The organism is Bacteroides timonensis (assembly GCF_000513195.1).
GTDB lineage: Bacteria > Bacteroidota > Bacteroidia > Bacteroidales > Bacteroidaceae > Bacteroides > Bacteroides timonensis.
On the sequence record NZ_CBVI010000123.1, the window covers coordinates 1 to 20,755 of the forward strand.

At 39.0% G+C, this 20,755-nt stretch carries 37 protein-coding genes and 1 pseudogene; 30 read left to right on the forward strand and 8 right to left on the reverse strand.

Going from position 1 to position 20,755, the window contains the following annotated elements:
* From BN161_RS29970 to BN161_RS29580, 24 genes are all read left to right on the forward strand, one after another.
* The coding region (locus BN161_RS29970; protein WP_044270379.1) for a hypothetical protein at positions 1-273 on the forward strand (273 nt) is incomplete at its 5' end.
* A 395-nt stretch (positions 274-668) separates the two neighbouring features.
* Positions 669-905: a hypothetical protein gene (locus BN161_RS22360; RefSeq protein ID WP_044270380.1), complete on the forward strand. Its 237-nt coding sequence runs from the start codon at positions 669-671 to the stop codon at positions 903-905.
* A 147-nt stretch (positions 906-1,052) separates the two neighbouring features.
* Positions 1,053-2,015: a recombinase RecT gene (locus tag BN161_RS22365; RefSeq protein ID WP_044270382.1), complete on the forward strand. Its 963-nt coding sequence runs from the start codon at positions 1,053-1,055 to the stop codon at positions 2,013-2,015.
* Between the two features lie 28 nt (positions 2,016-2,043).
* The gene (locus BN161_RS22370; protein WP_044270383.1) at positions 2,044-3,243 is read left to right on the forward strand and encodes a hypothetical protein; all 1,200 of its coding nucleotides are present in this window, start codon (positions 2,044-2,046) and stop codon (positions 3,241-3,243) included.
* A 3-nt stretch (positions 3,244-3,246) separates the two neighbouring features.
* Positions 3,247-3,909: a PD-(D/E)XK nuclease-like domain-containing protein gene (locus BN161_RS22375; protein ID WP_044270385.1), complete on the forward strand. Its 663-nt coding sequence runs from the start codon at positions 3,247-3,249 to the stop codon at positions 3,907-3,909.
* A gap of 29 nt (positions 3,910-3,938) precedes the next feature.
* Complete coding sequence (locus BN161_RS22380) at positions 3,939-4,172, forward strand: hypothetical protein (protein WP_044270386.1); 234 nt, start codon at positions 3,939-3,941, stop codon at positions 4,170-4,172.
* Between the two features lie 13 nt (positions 4,173-4,185).
* Positions 4,186-4,989 (forward strand): DNA adenine methylase, encoded by an 804-nt coding sequence (locus tag BN161_RS22385; protein ID WP_044270388.1) that lies wholly within the window; start codon positions 4,186-4,188, stop codon positions 4,987-4,989.
* A gap of 17 nt (positions 4,990-5,006) precedes the next feature.
* Complete coding sequence (locus BN161_RS22390; protein ID WP_044270390.1) at positions 5,007-5,234, forward strand: hypothetical protein; 228 nt, start codon at positions 5,007-5,009, stop codon at positions 5,232-5,234.
* A 90-nt stretch (positions 5,235-5,324) separates the two neighbouring features.
* The gene (locus tag BN161_RS29975) at positions 5,325-5,465 is read left to right on the forward strand and encodes a hypothetical protein (protein ID WP_167332567.1); all 141 of its coding nucleotides are present in this window, start codon (positions 5,325-5,327) and stop codon (positions 5,463-5,465) included.
* A 9-nt stretch (positions 5,466-5,474) separates the two neighbouring features.
* A complete protein-coding gene (locus BN161_RS22395) occupies positions 5,475-5,909 on the forward strand; it encodes a DUF1367 family protein (protein ID WP_044270392.1) in 435 nt (144 codons plus the stop codon).
* Positions 5,910-5,922: 13 nt separating this feature from the next.
* Entirely contained in the window at positions 5,923-6,114 is a 192-nt protein-coding gene (locus BN161_RS22400) for a hypothetical protein (RefSeq protein WP_044270394.1), read from the forward strand.
* A gap of 2 nt (positions 6,115-6,116) precedes the next feature.
* Complete coding sequence (locus BN161_RS31105; protein WP_394332312.1) at positions 6,117-6,545, forward strand: SNF2-related protein; 429 nt, start codon at positions 6,117-6,119, stop codon at positions 6,543-6,545.
* The gene (locus BN161_RS22405; protein WP_394332313.1) at positions 6,523-7,548 is read left to right on the forward strand and encodes a DEAD/DEAH box helicase; all 1,026 of its coding nucleotides are present in this window, start codon (positions 6,523-6,525) and stop codon (positions 7,546-7,548) included. Before BN161_RS31105 ends, BN161_RS22405 begins: the two co-directional genes overlap by 23 nt.
* Positions 7,529-7,702, forward strand: a complete 174-nt coding sequence (locus BN161_RS29980) for a hypothetical protein (protein ID WP_165602131.1) — start codon at positions 7,529-7,531, stop codon at positions 7,700-7,702. Before BN161_RS22405 ends, BN161_RS29980 begins: the two co-directional genes overlap by 20 nt.
* Complete coding sequence (locus tag BN161_RS28300) at positions 7,702-8,367, forward strand: DUF4494 domain-containing protein (RefSeq protein ID WP_052356399.1); 666 nt, start codon at positions 7,702-7,704, stop codon at positions 8,365-8,367. The genes BN161_RS29980 and BN161_RS28300 overlap by 1 nt, the downstream gene beginning before the upstream one ends.
* Positions 8,368-8,369: 2 nt before the next feature.
* The gene (locus BN161_RS22415; RefSeq protein WP_081743773.1) at positions 8,370-8,822 is read left to right on the forward strand and encodes a VRR-NUC domain-containing protein; all 453 of its coding nucleotides are present in this window, start codon (positions 8,370-8,372) and stop codon (positions 8,820-8,822) included.
* Positions 8,823-8,963: 141 nt separating this feature from the next.
* Positions 8,964-9,632 (forward strand): DUF6291 domain-containing protein, encoded by a 669-nt coding sequence (locus BN161_RS22420; RefSeq protein ID WP_052356400.1) that lies wholly within the window; start codon positions 8,964-8,966, stop codon positions 9,630-9,632.
* Positions 9,622-9,840: a hypothetical protein gene (locus tag BN161_RS22425; RefSeq protein ID WP_044270396.1), complete on the forward strand. Its 219-nt coding sequence runs from the start codon at positions 9,622-9,624 to the stop codon at positions 9,838-9,840. Before BN161_RS22420 ends, BN161_RS22425 begins: the two co-directional genes overlap by 11 nt.
* A 26-nt stretch (positions 9,841-9,866) precedes the next feature.
* On the forward strand, positions 9,867-10,079 hold the full coding sequence (locus tag BN161_RS22430; protein ID WP_125910909.1) for a hypothetical protein: 213 nt from the start codon (positions 9,867-9,869) through the stop codon (positions 10,077-10,079).
* Positions 10,080-10,127: 48 nt separating this feature from the next.
* Positions 10,128-10,316 (forward strand): hypothetical protein, encoded by a 189-nt coding sequence (locus tag BN161_RS22435; RefSeq protein ID WP_044270399.1) that lies wholly within the window; start codon positions 10,128-10,130, stop codon positions 10,314-10,316.
* 13 nt (positions 10,317-10,329) lie between these two features.
* On the forward strand, positions 10,330-10,530 hold the full coding sequence (locus BN161_RS22440) for a hypothetical protein (RefSeq protein WP_044270432.1): 201 nt from the start codon (positions 10,330-10,332) through the stop codon (positions 10,528-10,530).
* Positions 10,520-10,750 (forward strand): hypothetical protein, encoded by a 231-nt coding sequence (locus BN161_RS22445; protein ID WP_044270401.1) that lies wholly within the window; start codon positions 10,520-10,522, stop codon positions 10,748-10,750. Before BN161_RS22440 ends, BN161_RS22445 begins: the two co-directional genes overlap by 11 nt.
* 12 nt (positions 10,751-10,762) lie before the next feature.
* Positions 10,763-11,023, forward strand: coding sequence for a hypothetical protein (locus BN161_RS22450; protein WP_044270403.1), 261 nt, complete (start codon positions 10,763-10,765; stop codon positions 11,021-11,023).
* 14 nt (positions 11,024-11,037) lie between these two features.
* Positions 11,038-11,337 (forward strand): hypothetical protein, encoded by a 300-nt coding sequence (locus tag BN161_RS29580; protein WP_125910910.1) that lies wholly within the window; start codon positions 11,038-11,040, stop codon positions 11,335-11,337.
* Here BN161_RS29580 and BN161_RS22455 read toward each other — a convergent pair.
* Positions 11,293-11,661, reverse strand: a complete 369-nt coding sequence (locus tag BN161_RS22455) for a hypothetical protein (protein WP_044270405.1) — start codon at positions 11,659-11,661, stop codon at positions 11,293-11,295. The two genes, BN161_RS29580 and BN161_RS22455, sit on opposite strands and share 45 nt — an antisense overlap.
* A 2-nt stretch (positions 11,662-11,663) precedes the next feature.
* Here BN161_RS22455 and BN161_RS22460 point away from each other — a divergent pair, with 2 nt between their 5' ends.
* The 6 genes from BN161_RS22460 to BN161_RS22485 all read left to right on the forward strand — a co-directional run bounded on the left by BN161_RS22460 (position 11,664) and on the right by BN161_RS22485 (position 17,179).
* Entirely contained in the window at positions 11,664-11,924 is a 261-nt protein-coding gene (locus tag BN161_RS22460; protein ID WP_044270407.1) for a hypothetical protein, read from the forward strand.
* 13 nt (positions 11,925-11,937) lie between these two features.
* Positions 11,938-12,516 carry an ASCH domain-containing protein gene (locus BN161_RS22465; RefSeq protein ID WP_044270409.1) on the forward strand — a complete coding sequence of 193 codons (579 nt, stop codon included), beginning with the start codon at positions 11,938-11,940 and terminating at the stop codon, positions 12,514-12,516.
* 28 nt (positions 12,517-12,544) lie between these two features.
* The gene (locus BN161_RS22470; protein ID WP_044270411.1) at positions 12,545-12,787 is read left to right on the forward strand and encodes a hypothetical protein; all 243 of its coding nucleotides are present in this window, start codon (positions 12,545-12,547) and stop codon (positions 12,785-12,787) included.
* Between the two features lie 10 nt (positions 12,788-12,797).
* Complete coding sequence (locus BN161_RS22475) at positions 12,798-13,220, forward strand: hypothetical protein (protein WP_044270412.1); 423 nt, start codon at positions 12,798-12,800, stop codon at positions 13,218-13,220.
* A 218-nt stretch (positions 13,221-13,438) separates the two neighbouring features.
* Positions 13,439-14,383, forward strand: a complete 945-nt coding sequence (locus BN161_RS22480; RefSeq protein WP_044270413.1) for a site-specific integrase — start codon at positions 13,439-13,441, stop codon at positions 14,381-14,383.
* A gap of 132 nt (positions 14,384-14,515) precedes the next feature.
* On the forward strand, positions 14,516-17,179 hold the full coding sequence (locus BN161_RS22485; protein WP_044270415.1) for a hypothetical protein: 2,664 nt from the start codon (positions 14,516-14,518) through the stop codon (positions 17,177-17,179).
* A 35-nt stretch (positions 17,180-17,214) separates the two neighbouring features.
* Here the strand turns inward: BN161_RS22485 and BN161_RS22490 are convergent, their stop codons facing one another.
* The 7 genes and pseudogenes from BN161_RS22490 to BN161_RS22520 all read right to left on the reverse strand — a co-directional run.
* Positions 17,215-17,697, reverse strand: a complete 483-nt coding sequence (locus BN161_RS22490) for a hypothetical protein (protein ID WP_044270416.1) — start codon at positions 17,695-17,697, stop codon at positions 17,215-17,217.
* Positions 17,697-18,188: a hypothetical protein gene (locus tag BN161_RS22495; protein WP_044270417.1), complete on the reverse strand. Its 492-nt coding sequence runs from the start codon at positions 18,186-18,188 to the stop codon at positions 17,697-17,699. The genes BN161_RS22490 and BN161_RS22495 overlap by 1 nt, the downstream gene beginning before the upstream one ends.
* Before the next feature lie 19 nt (positions 18,189-18,207).
* Positions 18,208-18,636 carry a hypothetical protein gene (locus BN161_RS22500; RefSeq protein ID WP_044270418.1) on the reverse strand — a complete coding sequence of 143 codons (429 nt, stop codon included), beginning with the start codon at positions 18,634-18,636 and terminating at the stop codon, positions 18,208-18,210.
* A gap of 28 nt (positions 18,637-18,664) precedes the next feature.
* Entirely contained in the window at positions 18,665-19,231 is a 567-nt protein-coding gene (locus tag BN161_RS22505; protein WP_044270421.1) for a hypothetical protein, read from the reverse strand.
* Positions 19,228-19,809: an N-acetylmuramoyl-L-alanine amidase gene (locus BN161_RS22510; RefSeq protein WP_044270422.1), complete on the reverse strand. Its 582-nt coding sequence runs from the start codon at positions 19,807-19,809 to the stop codon at positions 19,228-19,230. Before BN161_RS22510 ends, BN161_RS22505 begins: the two co-directional genes overlap by 4 nt.
* Positions 19,806-20,300, reverse strand: coding sequence for a hypothetical protein (locus BN161_RS22515; protein ID WP_044270426.1), 495 nt, complete (start codon positions 20,298-20,300; stop codon positions 19,806-19,808). Before BN161_RS22515 ends, BN161_RS22510 begins: the two co-directional genes overlap by 4 nt.
* A 180-nt stretch (positions 20,301-20,480) precedes the next feature.
* Positions 20,481-20,755: pseudogene (locus tag BN161_RS22520) on the reverse strand (invertase); the annotation flags it as partial.

Consider the following 20,755-nt stretch of genomic DNA (forward strand, 5'->3'; position numbering starts at 1 on the left):
CTCTTTCCTGAAACAGAAGATGCCTTTGCAATATCAGGAAGTCTTGTAGCATCCGAATTGCTTGCGGCGACAGGTCTGACTATATCATATCGGGATTGGGAACGCAAATGTATTGAACAAGTACGCAGGGAATATCCCGATTTGAAGATTTTGGTCTTTCATATCGACAAGTATTCGGAAGATTCGCTAAGTGAAGAACCTGTCGAACTCGGATTCAGGGAATACTCCTTTAGCAGCGAGCGTACGGATGATTCTAATAAATTGTCGGAATGAGGTACCAACCTCTCCGGTTACAGATTCCGACAATCCATATTTGTTCGCAATTCTTACCATATCTTCCGATATAGTAGGTAATGAATATAATCCTTTGGATTTTAGTAAAGGAACCTCATTTATCCGACACTCTACTCCAGTCAAATCTCCGAGATGATTTACAGCAGATGCAAAATCTGTAATTTTACAATTCTCATATTTTTTCATATTGAATTAATTTAAAAGTTTGACAATGCAAATATAACATAAGCAGCTGGAAGCCGCAAGTTTTCATAATTGAATTAAAAGTTTGACACACGGCTTTTTCATTTAAAAATGCTTTGAAAATTCAAAGGATGTAACAAATAGACCGTTAAAGTCCATTTGTATCTCTATTTAAAATGATCAAAATAAATATGAGCGAATTGACTAAAATGATAAAAGTTCCTCTTTGGGAGCTAAAAGAAATATCCGATACACTTCGGATGGTAGCAAATGCGCTTGATTCTCCTAAAAGAGAATCATGTTTAGATCGGAACGTAATGCGTTCATGGAATTATGTAGTTGATATGATAAAAGGAAAGATACCCTCTGCATCTGAAAGCATTGACTACTATATAAAAGTTGGACAGGTTCCTAATATAAACGAATAATCAATACAGATATAACACAGGTTCTTAAGACATTTCTTGTTGTGTGTTTATTCATGATTAGTTTAGGGCGGCATCACGGGTTGGTGTTGCCTTTTTACTTTTAATGAAACGCACAATTCAATTATAAACAATCAAATAACTTACATCATGAGTAACATTCTTCTTACTGTCGAGGAGATTAATCAAATGAATCCCCTCGACATCGTGCAATCAGCATCAGTAAAACAACGTTTTATTCAAATCTACGACACTCTTTGGGGCGAAGGTACAGGCGAATCAGCCTATGAGCGAGAAAGCATTCACTTCAACCGTTTCCTTTCTGACAACAAGAAAGTATGCGATGCAGTAACACGCTTTTCCATCTTTACTGCCTTTATTGACTTGGCTGTCTGCGGTCTGTCTGTCGAGCCGGGTGTTCGTGCTCTTTGTTATCTACAAGGGCGCAACACCAAAATCGGGAAAAACGAAAAAGGCTTTGACATCTATGAGCCTCGCTTAACACTAACTATTTCAGGGTATGGTGAACTGGTTCTTCGCGCCCGTTCCGGACAAATCAAGTATGCCGACAATCCCGTTATTGTCTATGAAGAAGATACTTTTTCGTTTTCCGATACAGATGGACGCAAATCTGTTAGATATACCTGCAATCTACCTCACAAATCAAAGAAAGTAATCGCTTGCTTTCTTCGTATTACCCGTACAGATGGTTCGATTGATTATTCTGTAATGTTTGAAGAAGACTGGTCCCGCCTGTCTGATTACTCGGCAAAGCAAAACCGATACTTTGACCGCGATCATCGTCAATGGGTAGAGAAAGGTCCTAATGAACTATACAAGTCTAATGAAGGTAGCATTGATACGGGTTTTCTCATAGCCAAGTGTATCAAACACGCCTTCAAAACCTACCCCAAAGTAAGAATAGGCAAAGGAACCGAACTTGCAACTGAACAGGAAGCCCCCACTCCAAGCATTGATGACCTCTATGGTGTGGATAAAACAGCGGAACAGCCAAATCCGGAACCTCAATCATTCGGTCCTGAGAAAGACACTTCTACCGGTGTTAGCTTTAACCCGGAAGAATCCAACAGTACAGACGATGGCGCATTTTAATGTTACAACCTTATAATATTATATAGTCATGAGTAATGAATTAGTAAAACAGGAAAATGTAGAAATGATTGTGAAGAATGCTCCACAATCCTACAACGAAAATCAAATCTCACATGATCGTTGCATTGAAACAGGCAAGAAATTACTGGCTGATATCCAAGCAGCGGGAGGAATGAATGATGAACTCGATCAACGTGCAGCCGAATTTATCAACCGTGCACGGAATACTGTTAAGAAGATGAATGATAAACGCTCACCGGTTACGAAGTTATTCGATGAAATACGTACAGTCTTCACCAGCATGGAAAATGACGTTGATCCTACTAAGGCGGAATCTGTTCCTGGAAAACTGCAAAAAATGCGTAATGACTACGCTGCAAAAAAGAGAGCCGAAGCTGAAGCCCGCCGTCGTGAAGAAGCACTTCGCCAACAAATCGAAGCTGCAAAGAATAGATACCGTCTTGCAGTGGAAGAAGACTACCAGCAATCTTTCAATCGTATGCTAAATGCAAGTTTCAATGAACTGACAACGCTAAACAATAATATTACGCTGGAGAACTTCTCCCAGCAAGAAAAAGCTATAAGAAACTTCCCTGTCACGTTGTCCGAAGACAAAATCACATTACTTCCTTCTGGTGCAATGATCCCGGCAGAACTAAGTGCAAACGATTCTCTAGGAATACGGAGAGAGGTAATGACTAGATTACTTCCAAAGTTCCGAGAACAGTACCGTTTTGACATTGGCGAAAATCGTGACAACATATTGTTTATGCTACCTTCCAAGAAAAAAGAGTTGGAAGCCATCTCGCAAGCTTCTGCTGAGGAAGTTCGCAGACGTGAAGAAGAAATGAAACTCCGTGAAGCTGAGGAAGCTCGCAGACGTGAAGAAGAACGTTTGCGCAAAGAAGAGGAAGAGAGAAATAGGCTTAAAGTACAACAACAGCAAAACGAAATGGCAGGACTATTCTCGCAAGCTGCTGTAGCAACTCCTTCCTATCAGCCTAAATTACAAGTCAAAAAAAAGATAGTAATTAACAGTCCTCTTGGCTTTCTTGACATAATAAACTTATGGTGGACTACTGAAGGATGTAAGCTCACAGTTGATGAATTAAGCAAGAAATTCAAATCACAAGTAACCCACTGTGAAAAGCTTGCCAATGATAAGACAGACCCTCATTTCATTCAATCCACATACATAAGCTATGAAGATGAAGTCAAAGCTAAATAAAGTATGAATCATAATCCAGATGAATATTACAATCGTCGTGAGGTCAGTAACAGTGACCTCACGGAATTGAAGAATCTGCTTCACCCACGGCAACAATTTGGAGACAAAGAAGCTGCATTCCGTTTTGGATCACTCGTAGATGCTATTATCACAGAACCGGACCGGGTCAATGTATATCGATACACTGTAGATGATGTACAATATACGGCCGATGAATTTGGGCTCGCACGCGAAATGTACAAATCCCTGCAAATGGAAGCTCGCAAAGATGAATTTCTCGCCAAAGTTTTGGAGCTGTCCGACACACAGCGGTTCATGGTTAATAGAGCACAACAGTTTGAATACGGGAGTTTTCCATTTACTCTTGACACACGTTGTAAATGGGATTGGTATTTATCCGCATGCAATTTCGGTGGCGACCTTAAAACCACATTTGCTACTTCACAAAAACAATTTGATGAAGCCGTGGATTTCTTCGATTGGGATCGCTCTCGCGCCTGGTACATGGATATTGCTAACAGTAACCTTGATTTTATTTATGCGATTTCTAAGAAGAACTGCCTCGTATTCAAGAAACATATCAACCGTGGTGATGCTATCTATCTCCGTGGACGTGAAAAATATGAAGAACTGGCATTTCAGTATTGGTGCCTCAATCTAACTTAGAAAATTCTTAATTGAAAAAGAGAAAACAAATGGCTGAAATCAAAAGAATAACCATTGTCACTGCGCAAGGCGTGAGTGATTACACAGTAGGGAGTAAACATAAACCCGAAAATGAAAAGCCCGTTGCAAAAATCGAACGGACATACGGGTACACTGATTTCTGCGGTAAATATGTAGGTGGGCATTATTCCGTATTGAGTGAAAGCGGAAATCTGATTGCGACAATAACAGAATCATGCCCAATCGTAGTTGATTACTTTTAAACAAAGGAATTAAATGAGAACTCCAATCACATACTACGGAGGTAAGCAGCAGCTGGCAACCAAAATTATTTCCATGATGCCGGCACATCGTATTTACTGTGAACCTTTCTTTGGTGGCGGTGCCGTTTTCTTCCAAAAGCCGAGAAGTTACCTTGAGGTAATCAATGATAAAAATGATAGGCTAATCACTTTCTACCGGCAGGCACAAGATCATTTCGATGAATTGCGCTGCCTGGTAGAGAATACTCTTCATTCAGAAACAGAATACCTGAAGGCTAAAGATTTCTATAATGGTCGAATTCCGGCCGGAGACTTGGAAATAGCTTGGTCGGTATGGATGATAACCAACGGTTCTTTCTCCGGAAGCATGCATGGTGGTTGGAAATGGTGTAACGGATCGGCAGGAAGCCATACCGGTGTGTTCATGCGAAATAAGCGTTCCGAGTTTAACGAAACCCTCCGTTCTCGTCTGGCCGAGGTACAGATTTCCTGCCGGGACGCTCTGGATGTTATTAAGCAACGAGACACACCGGAAACGTTTTTCTACCTGGACCCACCTTATCCCGGATGTACTCAAGGTCATTACCGTGGATATACCCACGAAGAATTGTTCCAGCTGCTTACCGTCCTGCAGGGAATAAAGGGAAAGTTCATCTTATCTAACTTCTGGTGCCAGACACTACGGTACTTCGTTGCCGTGAATAAATGGCACGTTGAAAAGATAGATATGCCTCTCAAAGTCGCCAATCTCACTAAGGCGAAACGTAAAACAGAGATTTTAATAAGTAACTACGAGCTAAATCCCATGCTGTTTTAGCTCAAAATAAGATAGTAATGAATAAGATATTAAAGCAAGGTGATATATATAAGTATCCCAAAGGTACAAAAGTGAGAATTAAAGATAGTGTACAATGCCATCAACAATACCATGATGGCGGTACTCTTATCTTTCAAGATAGGAAAGATGTAGATAAGGGTGAATATCGTGTAGGCATTCAAGTAGAATTAGGAGTTTGCTTTGATTTCCATCCGGATGATTACGAATTGCTTAAAACAAAGTAGATATGAGTGATATTATAAAGTCCGTGAAAGAGAGCGGAACTCTATTGGGATCTGTTTTGACGGTAATAAGAAATTAACTAAAAGAAAAATATGAAAGAAAAAATATTAGTCTGGAGAATATACTCTGGCGTAGATGTATTTGGAGTAAAGTCTTATGTTTCCTTAGATGGACAAAAGAGTTTTTCATCGGCAATGCTGTTTAGGGGATTGGCTGGGAATTATTTAGAATAACGTATAAAAATGAAAATATATTGTCGCGTTACAGACCTGGGTCTCGTACCGATGTATGATTCAGACTATGACGAAAAGAAACGGTTGAAAGTCGGCGATACCGTTCTTTGCGATATAAAGAAACCGCGTAACTACGAGTTTCATAAAAAGTTTTTCGCCTTGGTACGTCTCACTTACGACAATCTTCCTGAACATCTGCATTATGCACTGAACATATACAGTGAGGAAGATATGCGTACCTGTCTAAAGATGGACCTTGGACTTTACACTATCGTTCGTCACGGTTTTCGTGAGTATATAAACCCTCAGAGCATATCTTTCGCTGCAATGGACGAGACAGAGTTCAAATGTTTCTATCACCGCTGTATAGACATCATCCTTAAGCTCTATCTCCGTGGTACCGACCGGCAAGATTTACTCGATGAAATAGAACGTTTTAAATAATCAAAACAATATCATGAAAGTAGGTGAATATCATTATGCCCTACATGGGCGTCATTTCCGCATATACCAATGCGATTATTCAGACGGGAAAGTAACAACCTCAAAAACCGTCTTCGAAGAACCACTATACAGTGATCGCGAAGCTGCACGCAAAAGAGTATATGAACTGAACGGCTGGAATTACAAACCCAAAGAATCGAGATAGGCATGGAAGCATTCAACCATCAACTAAAAATTACTCCCTACCCCTACCAACAGGAAGGAATAATCCAAGGTCTGAAGTGGAAACGCCTTTTCATTGGTGATGAACCGGGATTAGGAAAAACACTTCAAAGCATCGGAATTGTCAATACGGCGAATGCTTATCCGGCCTTGGTTATTTGTCCTTCCTCTCTCAAAATAAACTGGCAACGGGAAGTAGAGAAATTTACTGATAAGAAAGCAATTGTTCTTGATAATGCCAATCGTACCACATGGCCGTATCTTCTACAAATGAAGATGTTCCATGTTGCTGTTGTCAATTACGAGAGCCTGCGCAAATACTTTGTCTGGGATATCAAAGGTGGTAAATCCTTTCGTTTGAAAGATGTCGTTTTTTTGCCCGCAAATATCTATGTTCCGAAGTATCATCATTGATGAAAGTCATCGCGTGAAAGATGTTTCCACCCAACAAGCCAAATTCGTCAAGGGAATATGTAACGGTAAAGAATGGATAATCCTTCTTTCCGGTACCCCCGTTGTAAACCGCCCATCTGATCTTATTGCGCAACTCTCTATCATGGATCGCTTGAATGAGTTTGGAGGTAAAGGACAGTTCCTTCTTGATTATACACAAGGAGAAAAAGAAGCATCCAATCTTGAACAGCTTAGTCAGGAATTATACAGCCGTTGCCTCATTCGGCGCGAGAAATCCAAAGTGCTCACCCAGTTGCCTGATAAAACACGAGTGGATCTCTATGTAAATATATCCAATCGCGAAGAGTATGATACGGCAGCCGAAGACCTTGCCAAATATCTGCGTGAGTATAAGCAGTGTCCTGAAGGAGAAATCCGACGCAAGATGCGCATGGAAGCCCTCGTTAAGTTTATGACCCTACGTTCCATTTCCGCAAAGGGAAAAGTTGCACAAGCAATAGACTTTGTACAGGTGTTCCTTGAGAGTGGAAAGAAACTGATTCTTTTCTGTTCGTTACATGATATTGTCGACGCACTTAAGAAATCCTTCCCTCGTGCTGTAAGTGTTACAGGGCGCGACAGTTCCATCATGAAACAAGCTGCTGTCGACGCTTTCCAGCAACGTGAAGATATGCAGCTTATCATCTGTTCCATCAAAGCCGCCGGTGTGGGACTTACCCTCACAGCATCCAGTAATGTAGCATTCATAGAATTCCCTTGGACATATGCGGACTGTACGCAATGCGAAGACCGTGCGCACCGTATCGGACAAAAGGATAATGTAACCTGCTACTACCTGTTAGGGCGAGGTACAATCGACCACCGTCTCTATGGCATCATCCACGACAAGAAAGCCATAGCCAATAAAATAATGGCTGCCGATGATGACATACCCACTGACCAGCTTTATTTCAACGAACTGGCCACGGCATTCATGCAGTCCTATGAAAAAGATACCGCTTAAAGCATCCTCTCAACGGGCTATCGTGGAAGCCCTTGCATACTTTATTGAAAAGAATATTGATAACCCCGAAATGACACAGTTCACCCTTCGCCCTTTCCGTATAGCGCAAAGCGAAATGAAGCGTGCCATGGAGGATAAAAAGAAAAACAAATAATGATACACACATGGTTTGAATGTAAAGTCCGTTACGAGAAAGTAATGGAAAACGGAATGAACAAGAAGGTTACAGAACCTTATTTGGTGGACGCACTCAGCTTTACGGAAGCGGAAGCACGCATCATTGAAGAAATGACACCGTTTATTTCAGGCGAATTTACAGTATCAGACATCAAACGTGCCAACTATAGCGAATTATTCCCCAGTGAAGAAGAGGCCGCCGACCGCTGGTTCAAGTGCAAACTGGTCTTTATTACTCTGAATGAAAAAAGTGGTGCCGAAAAGAAAACATCCACTCAGGTGTTGGTACAAGCTGCCGACCTGCGTGACGCTGTTAAGAAGCTGGACGAAGGCATGAAAGCCACGATGGCTGAATATATAATCGCGTCAGTATCTGAGACACTTCTTATGGATGTTTACCCGTATTCAGAACGTGCAGATCATCTCGACACTATAGATGAAGCTGCAAATTCACCAGTTGTAAGTCATTTCATCACCTCTTTACCTGATAACTGCAGGACTTCAATCACAGTAGCAGGCAAAGCTGTTATCATTGATAAAACAGGGCGTAATACCCGTGTTATCCCTGACAATTCGGAAGAGATTCCCAAAGGAAAGAAAAAGCCGAGTGCTAAAGGTTCAGGTAAGGCTAAAGAGAAATAACCATGACCTATGATGAATTTTTAGAGCAGGAACGTAACCGGCCCTCTCGTAAGAAGCCAGCTGATCATGAGCATCAAATTCAATGCGCCTGTATAGACTGGTTTCGTTTGGCCTACCCTAAGCTGCAAAGCCTTCTTTTTGCTGTTCCTAATGGTGGCAGACGTGATAAGGTGACCGGTGGTAAACTGAAAGCCGAAGGTGCCCTTGCAGGTGTTGCTGATTTGATACTGCTTATTCCCAGGAATGGGTATGCTTCACTTTGTATCGAAATGAAAACACCTAACGGCACTCAGCGTGATTCTCAAAAACTCTGGCAGAAGGAAGTTGAATCGGTAGGAAACAAATATGTTATCTGTCGTTCTCTCGATGATTTTATACGTGAAATAAAAGAGTACTTAAGCAATATTGTAGTATATGGCAAAAAGAGTAAAAGCAGCACTGCTGCAACAATCTGATGACATCGCCATAAGATGTATAGATTGTAGCAGATCCTATAATCCAAGAGGATGGCCAGTTGTAATCGATTGCCTTTTTCTAAAAAGGAAATTGGTAGGAGAATCAAAACGGCGATGCAGGTACTTTAATCTAAAATAAAGATGGAAAGAAAAACATTTGTGTTCTATAAAGAATGGAGAGACGCGATCAAGGACTTGCCCAATGACGTTAGGCTCGAACTTTACGATAGCATCATGGAGTATGCTTTTTCGGGAAAAATCGAGGGGCTAAAGCCTATGGCAAGTATTGCGTTCAACTTTATAAAACCAGCAATAGATAGGGATACTGCAAAGTATATATCTAAATCTGAGGCTAATAGGATTAATGGAAACAAAGGAGGAAGGCCGAGAAGTGTAAGCCGTGAAAACCCAAATAACCCAATAAAACCCACTGGGTTTTCTGAAAACCCAAAAAACCTCGTCCATGATAATGATTATGATAATGATTATGAGGATAATAAATTATCCTCCCCCTTACCCCCACAGGGGGGAAGAGGAGGAGATTTTCTTTCTTCGAATCTTTCCAAAAGAGACGGTATTCCTCGCAATATTGAAGGATTATGTGCCGAATTACAACGCCTAAAAGTATCGCCAAGAGATCAAGACCAAATCATATCAATGAGTAATTACGGGCAAATAGGACACCCTGTATGGACATACATCAGCCAATGTATTGAAAGTATAGGTAAATCCTCATTCGACAAATCCAGAATCAAAATACCTGGTAAGTATATAATTTCAAAACTAAAAGAAGAAAAACATGGAACCTGAAAATATTATTATTCAAATACAAGATAGCTTACTTGCTCAATTCCTGTTATACTGGTTAGAAACAGACAAACCTTGCTCATTGCTTTTCCAAAGCCCAAGAACTGATAAGAGTTCTGCCATAACTTTTATAAAAGCTACAATCTCCAGCATTGAGGCAAAAGAATTTCTCTCATTAGTAAGAGAAAAAACAGGATGTCGTATACTATAAGCTGGCTCACAGAAAAACAAATTAATATGGAAGCAAAATCATTAGCAAAGACATCTCCATCGTTAGACGAGATATACAAAAACATTGAATGTGCCAATAATCGGCATGAGTACAAAGTCTTTTATCCACATTTTATCTATATCTCTGATGAACTAAAGTTTGAGCTTATAAGAAAAGGATTTAAAGTTTATGTTGGGGAATGGTTTCATGGAGATATGGGATATATTATTGAGTGGTAATTGACTAATAACAAAACTATAACGATTAAAATTAGAAAGGAATTAATTATGTATAGAATTTTATTATCAACAGGGAATAGAGCGTATGCCTATAATCTCAAAACAGAATGTTTAGACACTGATATTGAATGTATTGCGGACTTTGTAGATAACGGAGATGTGATTGTTCTTGCTTCTGACTTGGAAGAAGCAAGAGAAAAACTACCTGAATGGGATATTGAAGAAGTATTTGACTAATAACAATAGAGAAATGAAGAAGATACTAATAATTTGCACACTTCTCGCCATGATGTCGGGATGTGCATCTCCGAGAAAGTCGGTTGAGAATCACTCAGCAAAGGAATCGCATCAACCTGATGCGTTGCCGGGTAAAAAAGCGAATCGCTTTACAAAGCAGTTTCAGCAAGCGGATTCATTGTTTAACGAAAAATACAAGATACATGAAAATTAAGTACATACGATTGAAAGATAAAGAGCATGTTTGCGACTACTGGCTTATACTCGCTTATCGTTCGCTTTTACAGCATGCGAGAAAAAGCCGGAAACGGAAAGAGTTTGCTCGAAGGATTATTCGGCTTTGCAAAGGTTCTGATAAGCGAATAATGGATATATCAGATGATTATAGATTTTGGACTGCCAAAGAAATGTATGATATTATCGTCAGCAAATAACCAAATAACCAAATGAACGATATACTATTTAGAAAAATAAAAAGGGCAAGAATTAAATATGCTGATTATTTATCTGCTTGTGATAAAATAGCCCGAGAAGCCCAAAAGCACATTAGCTGGAATGACCATGTAAGTTGTGCTTATATGCCCGGAGATGGTATATGTATTGAAATTGAAGCCCATGTTTGCCCTGCTACAAGGTTCTTTGAACTCATAGAAACAACAGATGATGATATGATTGATGAATACACATATCTAACCAATTGTATTTAATTAAAAACACCATTATGTCAACCAGATTCAGCAAAAAACATATCATTATTCAACCTGTTCGGGAGAAAACAGGTGTGCTTAAATCCGTGCCAACTCCATTAGCAGTCATTCTATCAACTATTTCTCTGTATCGCAGCAATAGCGAAATATCAGATAAAGAATTAGCAATAGAGATTGAAGACAATCTAACTCGATTGATGAGATTGAATAGTCTTAAGATTATTACAGCTGGCCCTAATTACTCAGTATTGGGACCTTGTGGGCAACTTCTATTTGAAGAAAGCGACAATAGTCCCTATTATGCCAAAGAGTAAAGCTATCCAGCTAATCCAACGAGTTCTTTTATTATAATTGAGCTCATTATTCTGCAATTGGAGATTAAGCTTCGTTAATCTTGCAATCTCCAATTGCATTTTCTTTAATTCTTCATTCTCATTCTTTCTCTCTGCCTCCCCCTTAAATCCACCATTTCGATAAAACTCTATCCCAAGCTCAGTAGCTTCAGCCTCTTCATAATTAATTTGTCTAACTATTCTTATATAGCCATTACTTTCAAGTTCAGAAGCTAATTCTTCAGAATATCCTGAAATAAAGTTTGTGCAAGTCTTTCCTTTTCTACACAAGATAGAAAGGAACATTTATGGCATTTTTAGCAGTAAACAGAAATGGGGAGGAATTAGTATTTAATGATCTCCCTACTTATGACAGAGTAGAAGATACATGGAAGGTTAATTGTACAAGAGAGGAACTTGTTTATGATGATCCGCATGATTTTTCAGCTGGGCATCATTGTGAAGAAGTAGATGATAGCGACTATGGTATCACACTACCTAAAGGTACAATTGAGAAAATTATAGGTGATCAGTTGTCATTTGCAGACGATCCGGTAGAAATATGCTAATAACAAGATAGAAATGAAAGCAATAACAATAAAGCAACCGTGGGCTTCTTTGATAGTCCACGGTATCAAGGATATTGAGAACCGGAGTTGGCGAACAAATTTTCGTGGACGTGTCCTTATTCATACTGCTACGGATAAAAAGTTAATGAATATCCCACCGTCAGAGTTTATGACACCGGAGCAGATAGAGGCGTATTACGACAACTTCTTTTATTTCCCCATGTTGGAAAGAAATCTATACTCTGTTATTATCGGCAGTGTAGAGATAGTAGACTGTGTGATTAATCACCCGTCCATTTGGGCAGAGGAAACAGAGAACTACACTATTGGCATGAATCCCAAAATTTATGAAAACATAACAGGGAAGAAAGTTGTCTATAATTGGGTATTGGCTAATCCTATCTTATTCCCTAAACCAATACCGGCTAAAGGTAAGCTATCTCTTTGGGAATATGATAGGATTTTGGAACCTGTGTCAGATGGCGACCACAAGATTTGTATGTGTCGTATATGTGTTGATGAAAAAGTTCAAGTGATGAGTATGGGGACGTATTTCGTATGTAAATATTGCGGTGGACGTTGGTACAAGTAAATTTAAAATTAAATAAAAAGAAACAATTATGAGAACGCTAATTATTTACAACGGTATTGAAGAACATTTAAAGTATGTAATTATTGAAGGTGACTATTCAAGATTGCATGGTGCAATGATAAATGTTTTCAGCCGAGATAAGGAAATAAAAGCCATTGATTTACTTTTTGATAATCAAACTGGCGACTTTCTTCTTGAACTATCAGAAGATATCACCTTAGTTGAGTCCAAATGTTGGGATAAAATAGCTGTAATTACGTTTGTGCCCTAACTGAGTAGAAATGGATATAAAATTTTACAGTGTAAAACATACAGACGAGTATCGTAATGCAGAAGAAGTTTGGACTTTACTTTCAGAATCGTACAGATATAAACTTGAAAATTTGGTGTCTAAAGAAGTATATAGCGCATTGCTATTTTATTATAACGCTCTTCTTTATATAGAAGTTTTTTGTGATAAATTCTTTGAATGCAAAGAAAAAGGACTTTCCTATCAATTAGGCTGCTATTTTCAGAAGCGGGAATATCTGTGCGAGGGAATGATAAAAAGTGATATAAATAAATTCACAGCATTACTTACTGTGTACGATAAAGAATCATATCCGGAAGAATGTAGATTGGTAAGAGAACTAATAGAAGCCCTTCGTAAATTTGAAGAGAAATGGAAATCTTATGAAGAATCTAATCCTGAATTATTTGAATAATTAAAACTCTCTAATAGTTCTGCGATAAAATGTTATCCTAATACTATACAGTGTAAACTTAGAGCTGGCCAGCCTACGCTTAAATTGTATGGGATAGTAATCTAAAGGATAATCGGAAACTCCGATTATTTAAAATTGTGATTCACCTTTAAAATGATACAGTCGCAACATTACATGCATTTTCCCAAGTCCCGACCGTCCAAGTACGCAAGGACTATATTAATCACTTTCGCCAGGAGAAACCGCTTGAAGGTATATACTTTACAGGTTTTACACGCGAAGTACTTGAAAAGCGATCCAGACGAAAGTCTGCACATTACGCCGCAGTATATGATGCTATTATTAAGCACATAGATGCTTTTTCGGAAGAGTTTGATTGTGATATCTTCACCAATTCGGTGACTGCCGAATTTCTGGATGATTTCATAATCTATTTGGAGAATCAGAACTTGAGACATAATACAATAGTAGGATACATTCTAAAAATTCAGTCTATGGTACGAAGAGCAGGACAATACAATTATGCCGTTGATTCGACTTATGACGAGATCGACATGCGTTTGGAAGATACGAATGCCGTTTTTCTTTCGATGAACGAAATCACACGCATCTATTACTACAAGTTCGAGAAACAAGACAAACGCCGGGCTAAAGAGCGCATCCGGGACTTATTTGTCATTGGTTGCCTTACGGCTTTGCGCTATTCTGACTATTCTACGTTGACTAAAGACAATTTGTGTAATGGTTATATCGTAAAGCGAACCAAGAAAACCAATGTAGATGTTAAAGTACCTGCGCATGATTACGTGAAAGAAATCTTTGCGAAGTATGGCGGTAATATTCCCGGTGGACTTTGCATCCAGTACTTCAATAAGTACCTGAAAGTGATAATGAAGGAGATCGGGCTAAATGATCCGGTTACTTATTCTTATACCCAGGGAGGACAGCTAAAGACTGTCACTCGTGAGAAATGGGAACTTATTAGCAGCCATACAGCCCGACGGTCCGCAGCTACTAATATGTACCTCACTGGCCGAATGAAAACCTTTGAAATTATGAAACTTACCGGGCATCGGTCCGAACAAAACTTTTTCCGTTACATCCGGTTGACCGGTGATGATACTGCCCGATCAATATCCGGGGATATGTTTTTCAGAAAATGATGATTTTATAAATGAAAACATCTAAAGCAGTCGTGGGTAACAAAAAAACGCCCACGGCATGCCTATAAATTAGTACTAAAATTGTAAATAACCAACTATTTATCAAACCGAACACTATAACTTTACAGAAAAATGGAAAAAATAAAAATCCCTTTTACCGGCATTAATCGCAGCATTGATGAAGGTATATCAACTGACGGCCAATGCATGGAACTTATCAATGCACGAATCAAAAACAGTTCAGTAGAACCAATAGGAAAGCCTGTTTTTATCCATGAACTTACCAATGCAGAAAAGGTGTTCTACCATACACTAGCTAAAAAAATACTTGTTCTGGAAACAGATGGGAGAATACAGGCTCTCAATGAAGATTACTCTCACTTTGAGTGGTTGTCATCCGATCTAACTGGTAAAGTCAATGATATTGCCTTTCTGGGAAATATAGCATGCTGCATAACGGATACTCAGATACTATACGAGATATTTGAGAACAACGTTGATGGATACAAATACGTTAGTTCCATCCCTGAAGTACCACAAATTAAAATCTCGCAAATGTCTAAGGTCACAAGTATCTGCCCAGATTCTAAATTTCTTGGTGGTAGAAAATCTGATGGATTCACCAGCGAAGAGTTTATGCGCACTGCTGATTATAATGCTGTTGGATATTTAGACAATTGCATTGATACACTAAACAAAGAAGAATATATTGTTGGTCCTTGCCTTCTTAAATATGCGTTTAGAACTTCTTCAGGGGAATATATAAAGGAGTCTCCCATCTTCCTGGTAGAGCACGGAAACCAGATAGATTATACCTTTGACTTTAAAGGAGGGGGTAGAGACTCATATAGTAAAAAAGTATCATTTTGCCAAATAAATCCTTTCTTCTATTATGATAACGAGCCTAATAACGCCACATTAAAGGATTACACTTATGAATTTGGCGCAATGGGCACCAAAATAGACTTCTCTTTCGATGATTTTGATTTATCTTATCTAACCCCTCTTATAATTTCCATTGATGTGTTTATTTCTCCAATAGACTGGTTCGAAAAAAAAGAGAGTAAATACGGAAGCATAACCTACAATCAATATCAAAGAACCAACAACGAAACAGAACAGATACTGAAAGCCTATCGTTTTTATAAAGTTGCAGAATTTTCATTGAAAGGTAAACAGACCTGGAGACTTGATGAATGGTCAAAAGACAATATCTCTATTCAAGAGCAATTGATAACATCCGAAACAAAACACTCTTTTTCTGCCCAAACAAACTATGTATATAATTCAAGATTGCATTTGGCTAACATCAACTACTCCTATTTTAAAGGATATATGTACGGGTATGAGAGCCAGACCCAAGAATCGAATACGGAATATACTCTAACGATTTGTACCGCCATTAGCACAGAACAAGGGGAAACCATTGTCAAAAACACGATATCATCAAAACAGTTAATAATTCCATTTCTTACATATCCTGATTCAAGGGCACATACCATGAGTCTGTTTATAACACCTAAATCAAGCAGCGGAGCGACCGGGGAAACTCTCAAAAAAGTATTTTCACTCCAGAAACACCCCTATCTCGATATCGCCTACTATTGCCAGCCAGCTCAAAGATGGGGGAAAATACCTGGTGATAGAAGCAGTTATGGTTTAATACTTTCTTCCTATTACATATCTATTGATCAGAAACTCGAATCTGATATACCCGCAGAAGAGAACACACATTATACAGCGCGTAACGTACTCAAAGTATCAGCCTTAAATAGTCCAATGGTATTTCCAGCATCACAGACTTATCAACCAACAAATACAGAAATTGTCGGGCTATGCTCCAATACCACAGCTTTATCACAAGGGCAATTTGGACAACACCCATTGTATGTATTTGCCACAGATGGAGTATATGCAATGTCAGTAGGAACAGGCAATGTAGTCTATTCAACGCAAACGCCAATAACACGCGACGTCTGTATAAATCCCAAATCTATTAAAGGCATAGATCAAGCCGTTATCTTTGCTTCCAAACGTGGACTTATGATGATAGCAGGCAACACTGTAAAATCAATATCTGATGATATGATTGGATATCTCCCATCTTGTGTTATTTCTTCCCCTATCATTTCAAAGATAGCAGCTATAGGATCATTTACTTTATCATTAGTAGAGTTTACTCAATATCTTGAAAAAGCAGAAGTAGGTTACAACTATCCGGAGAATGAGCTAATCATAGCAAATAAGAACTATCCTTATGCCTACTTATTTAATATGGAGTCAAGAACATGGTCTAAGATATCTTGTTGTATTAAGAACTTCACCAATAAATATCCCGAATGCTATGCTTTGATAGATAGTGAATCAGTAACTCCTGGTGTTTACGATATGCAAAATAGTCATAGAAGTATAACTAATATTCTCCTTTTATCCAGACCTATAAAGATGGGGACTAATGCCCACAAACGCATTCTACAAACTGCATTAAGAGGAATAGTCAAGCGTGCAATGTCAGACTTATATTTGCGTGGTGAACCAGTAATGTTTAGAGATGAAAGCCTTAATATATTCTCTGATGTTGGGCTGTACATTTTAGGCTCCAATGATGCTGAACACTTCACCCTTATTTCTGGTAAAGAAAGTATTGTTGATGTCCGCGATCTTGTTACCAAAATGAATAAATCCAAAGCTTTCAAATACTTCATGGTGGCATTGTCCGGAGGTGTTAGAACGGATGTATCGCTAAACTATATGGAATTTATTGCATCCGAAGCATTCGAGAATCGACTAAGGTAAAAAAAGGAGAGGTATCCCCTCTCCTATCCCCTTTTTTAGATTCCACCCAAATCCGTTGCTCGTCTCCTGACTATTCCACTTATCATTCCGATAAACTTCACCACATCCCACATTAATTTTTCATTCCTCTGTTCTGGAACCGGAACAAGTTCCGGCTTTACAGTCAAAAGCCATTCATAATGTACGTAATTAACAATGTAATCCCAAATAGCCTTCTTCAATAACTCCATGATCTTATCAGCATGTGGAGGAATCCTTTCATAAGGTATCAAACTAATGCTGATCTTCTCACTATCAATCTGCCATTCAAAACATTTTACCCGCTTAATAAGACGGCCACTAATATTATTTAAGGCCGTTTCTACAGGTGAACGAAGCATATCATAATCATCTGAAGAAGTTTGGATGCTGGAAAAATCAGCATCCTTTTTCTTCAAAGATTCTCCCTGATAGTAAGTACGAACATCTACTTCAGAGAAGATGGCACTTAACTGTATTTCAATATTCAGCGAATCCATTAGGTGGTAGGTTCAGATGAAGTACGTTTAGGCTTGTCTCTTTGTGCCCCAAGCAACCTTAATTCTTCTTCTATTTCACCGAGCCGATTATCAAAACGAGGTGCTTCATCAGGCTTAATAAGATTGAGCCACTTAGCCAAAGTGTAATAGGAAAGATAACTCAGCATGTTATCTTTGATAGTTTCTTTTTGGGTTTCCATGAAGTTAGATACAGCATTGGTGGTGAAAATGATTTTAGTTTTATTTTCATCCCATGAGTATGATGTTTTCCCAAGAACACGGCTCAGAATATTTCCTAATTTCGTTCCACCTTCTTGAGCTAGATCCTTTAACACAGTGTCGTCATCGTCATTAGCCTGAAGCTTTGCTGCCAGTTCTGCTAACTTAGGATCTGTTTTAAGAGCTTCGCCTAAATAGTAAGAATGCTCTTTCATTTGTTCGAAGAGACTTTTAGCTGTCAGTTCGAGAGTTATAACTTTACTTCCTTCCATAAAAATAGATATTTAATTATTAATTGCGTTTTGGTCTTTCTCGTTCTAAAAGATACTTTTTGATTGCGATAGCTTGTTCATCACATATCGTTCCGTAATAGGTTACCTCTTCTTTCGATGTCAGGTTGAACCATTGCATACAAATGTAATTTGAAACGTATTGTTTCAATGACTTCTCTAATGCCATCTTCACAGTCTGCTTCCAACTGGACGGAAGCACAAAGCAAAAAGCTGAAAACTCATTAGTTTCTTCTGATAAATACCCGTATCTGGAGACAATATCAGCAACACTGCTAACAGCTTCCCCAAAGTAACTATTCAGGATATTTTCATCATCTTCTGAGGAAGATATTTGCTCAACATCCTTACTCTTAGCACCAGTGTATCCAGTTATTTTGTATACTTCCGGCATTATTTCAGCTTTATTTAAAGTTACTTCTATATTCATATCACAAATATATGATGATGAGAATTATTCAAGTTGTTATTTTACAACTATTTCCGTGCTTCTTTAATTTATAAATAGCCCATCCAACGCCACTTATAACAACTAAAGTAATTAAGGCCCAAATCATATTACTTATTTGCTTGGGTAATGTCGTTTCATCTTTCTGTTTCTCCTGTTCCTGCCTTACATTTTCCTGGCTTTGAGAAGACGATGAACTATCAGACTTCAACATTACACTGTCTGCAGCTGATACATTTGTATCCTGTTTAATCTCATTGTTTTCTTCGGTACTCCCCTCAGCCAGCAACGGATGCCTACCTGTATCCGGATTAATAGGTTTAGTGGTATCATACAATTGCCAATTCATTTTCCGACTAGTAGTACTATGTAAGAAACTGGATATATCTTGCATAGAAGTAAAGCCAAAATTTCTAATCTGCCTGATACTATCCACTTTTTGGGTAGATGTCTCTTGCTTCATGGTAGACTTATAACTTCCACACGAATATAGCGACATCAGAACTCCCATCACTATCAATGCCAAGAAACCTATAACTGTCAACCGACACATTTCTTTCAAATTACACTCTTTCATAATCCCAAGTATTTAATGATTCCTTCAATATGAATCCGTGCAACAGCATCCTTACCATCCCGGGATAAAAGGTATTCTACATCTTCCTTGTTATCCTGAAAGAAATTCTCAGTGAGCACAGCCGGGCAATTCGTGTCCCGGCAAATAGCAAGGTTCTGCTGCCAATACAATTGGTTGTGCATCGGTTTACGAACCAGCACCGGAATACATTCTGCTACTTGTCCCAGGCATTCAGCCAACTTCTTGCTGTTACCTGATGCATTATTAGAAACGAAAACGCTCCATCCTCTTGCATTCATCCAGTTAGCACCGGAACCGGCCGCATTGCAATGGATAGAAACAAGTATAGCTTTCTTTCCTGTCTCTTTATAGATATCATTCGCCCGCCTGCATCGCTCAGACAAAGGAACGTCTGTATCTTCTTTCACGATCCGTTCAGCATCAACACCTTTTTTACGTAAGCCGAAAATAATCATATCGGCAATCTCTCTTGTATAGGACCACTCTCTTAACCTTGCGTCCGGTGAGCGCTTGCCCGGAGTATTCTCACCGTGGCCATTGTCAACCAATACTCTCATTTCTCTTCCTCCTTATCAATTTCGCTTTCAATTCTTTCAATTACTCCCTGGACATGTGAGGGCATCGCACGCTTGAACTCAAACCTTATCAAATGGTAGATTATCCGGAAAGCCTTGTTCTTCGGGTAGGCTATAATCAGATTCTTAAATGCATTCTGAAGATAGACATACGAAAAGACATACGTGATAGTCTTAATCACAGTGAGAGCACTGTCACCATCTCCTATTGAATCCATGAAGACAAACACCACCTCAATAATGACCAGGTACAACAGCAACTCTGCAAGTGCATTCTTAAACTTACCCCACTTAAAGTTCTTGCACCGAACAATACTCACTCCATCGGCACGCATACCGCACCAGATATTAAAAGCAAACATCACTGCCAAAGCTATGAGAAAGCCCTTGGTAGGTGTCAGATACGCTAATATCGAACTAAATAGCGACACGCATATCACTCGAATTTGGTCTAAAGTCAATAATTTATCCATTCTCAAACATTATCTAAGTTATTTAATACTACCTTTGGTATTGCATAAGACCGTTAAGGTCACATAGTAATTTTGTCGTTGTCCCGCCCGGCTTGTGAAAGTTGTACGGGATTTTTTAGGCACAAAAAAAGCCCATCGACAACACGGGCTGTCAATGGGCATAATCTGTAGACAAAGGTACTAATTATCCTCTAATTCACAAGACTTTTCTTGCATTCTTACGAGATGATTATTAAGAGTTACTAAGTGACATTTCAGCTTCCGGCAAACAGCAGCTTTTGAACTTCCTTCAGCAAGCATCCGGCTAATAAGCTCCGCTTTCTTATCCAACTTATAATGTGTTATCTTCTCGCCTTTTTGTCTGCCGAGCTTCTGTCCTGCAGCCTTACGTCTGGCCAGTCCCTCTTTAGTACGTTGAGATATTAAATCGCGCTCAATCTGAGCTGATAACCCGA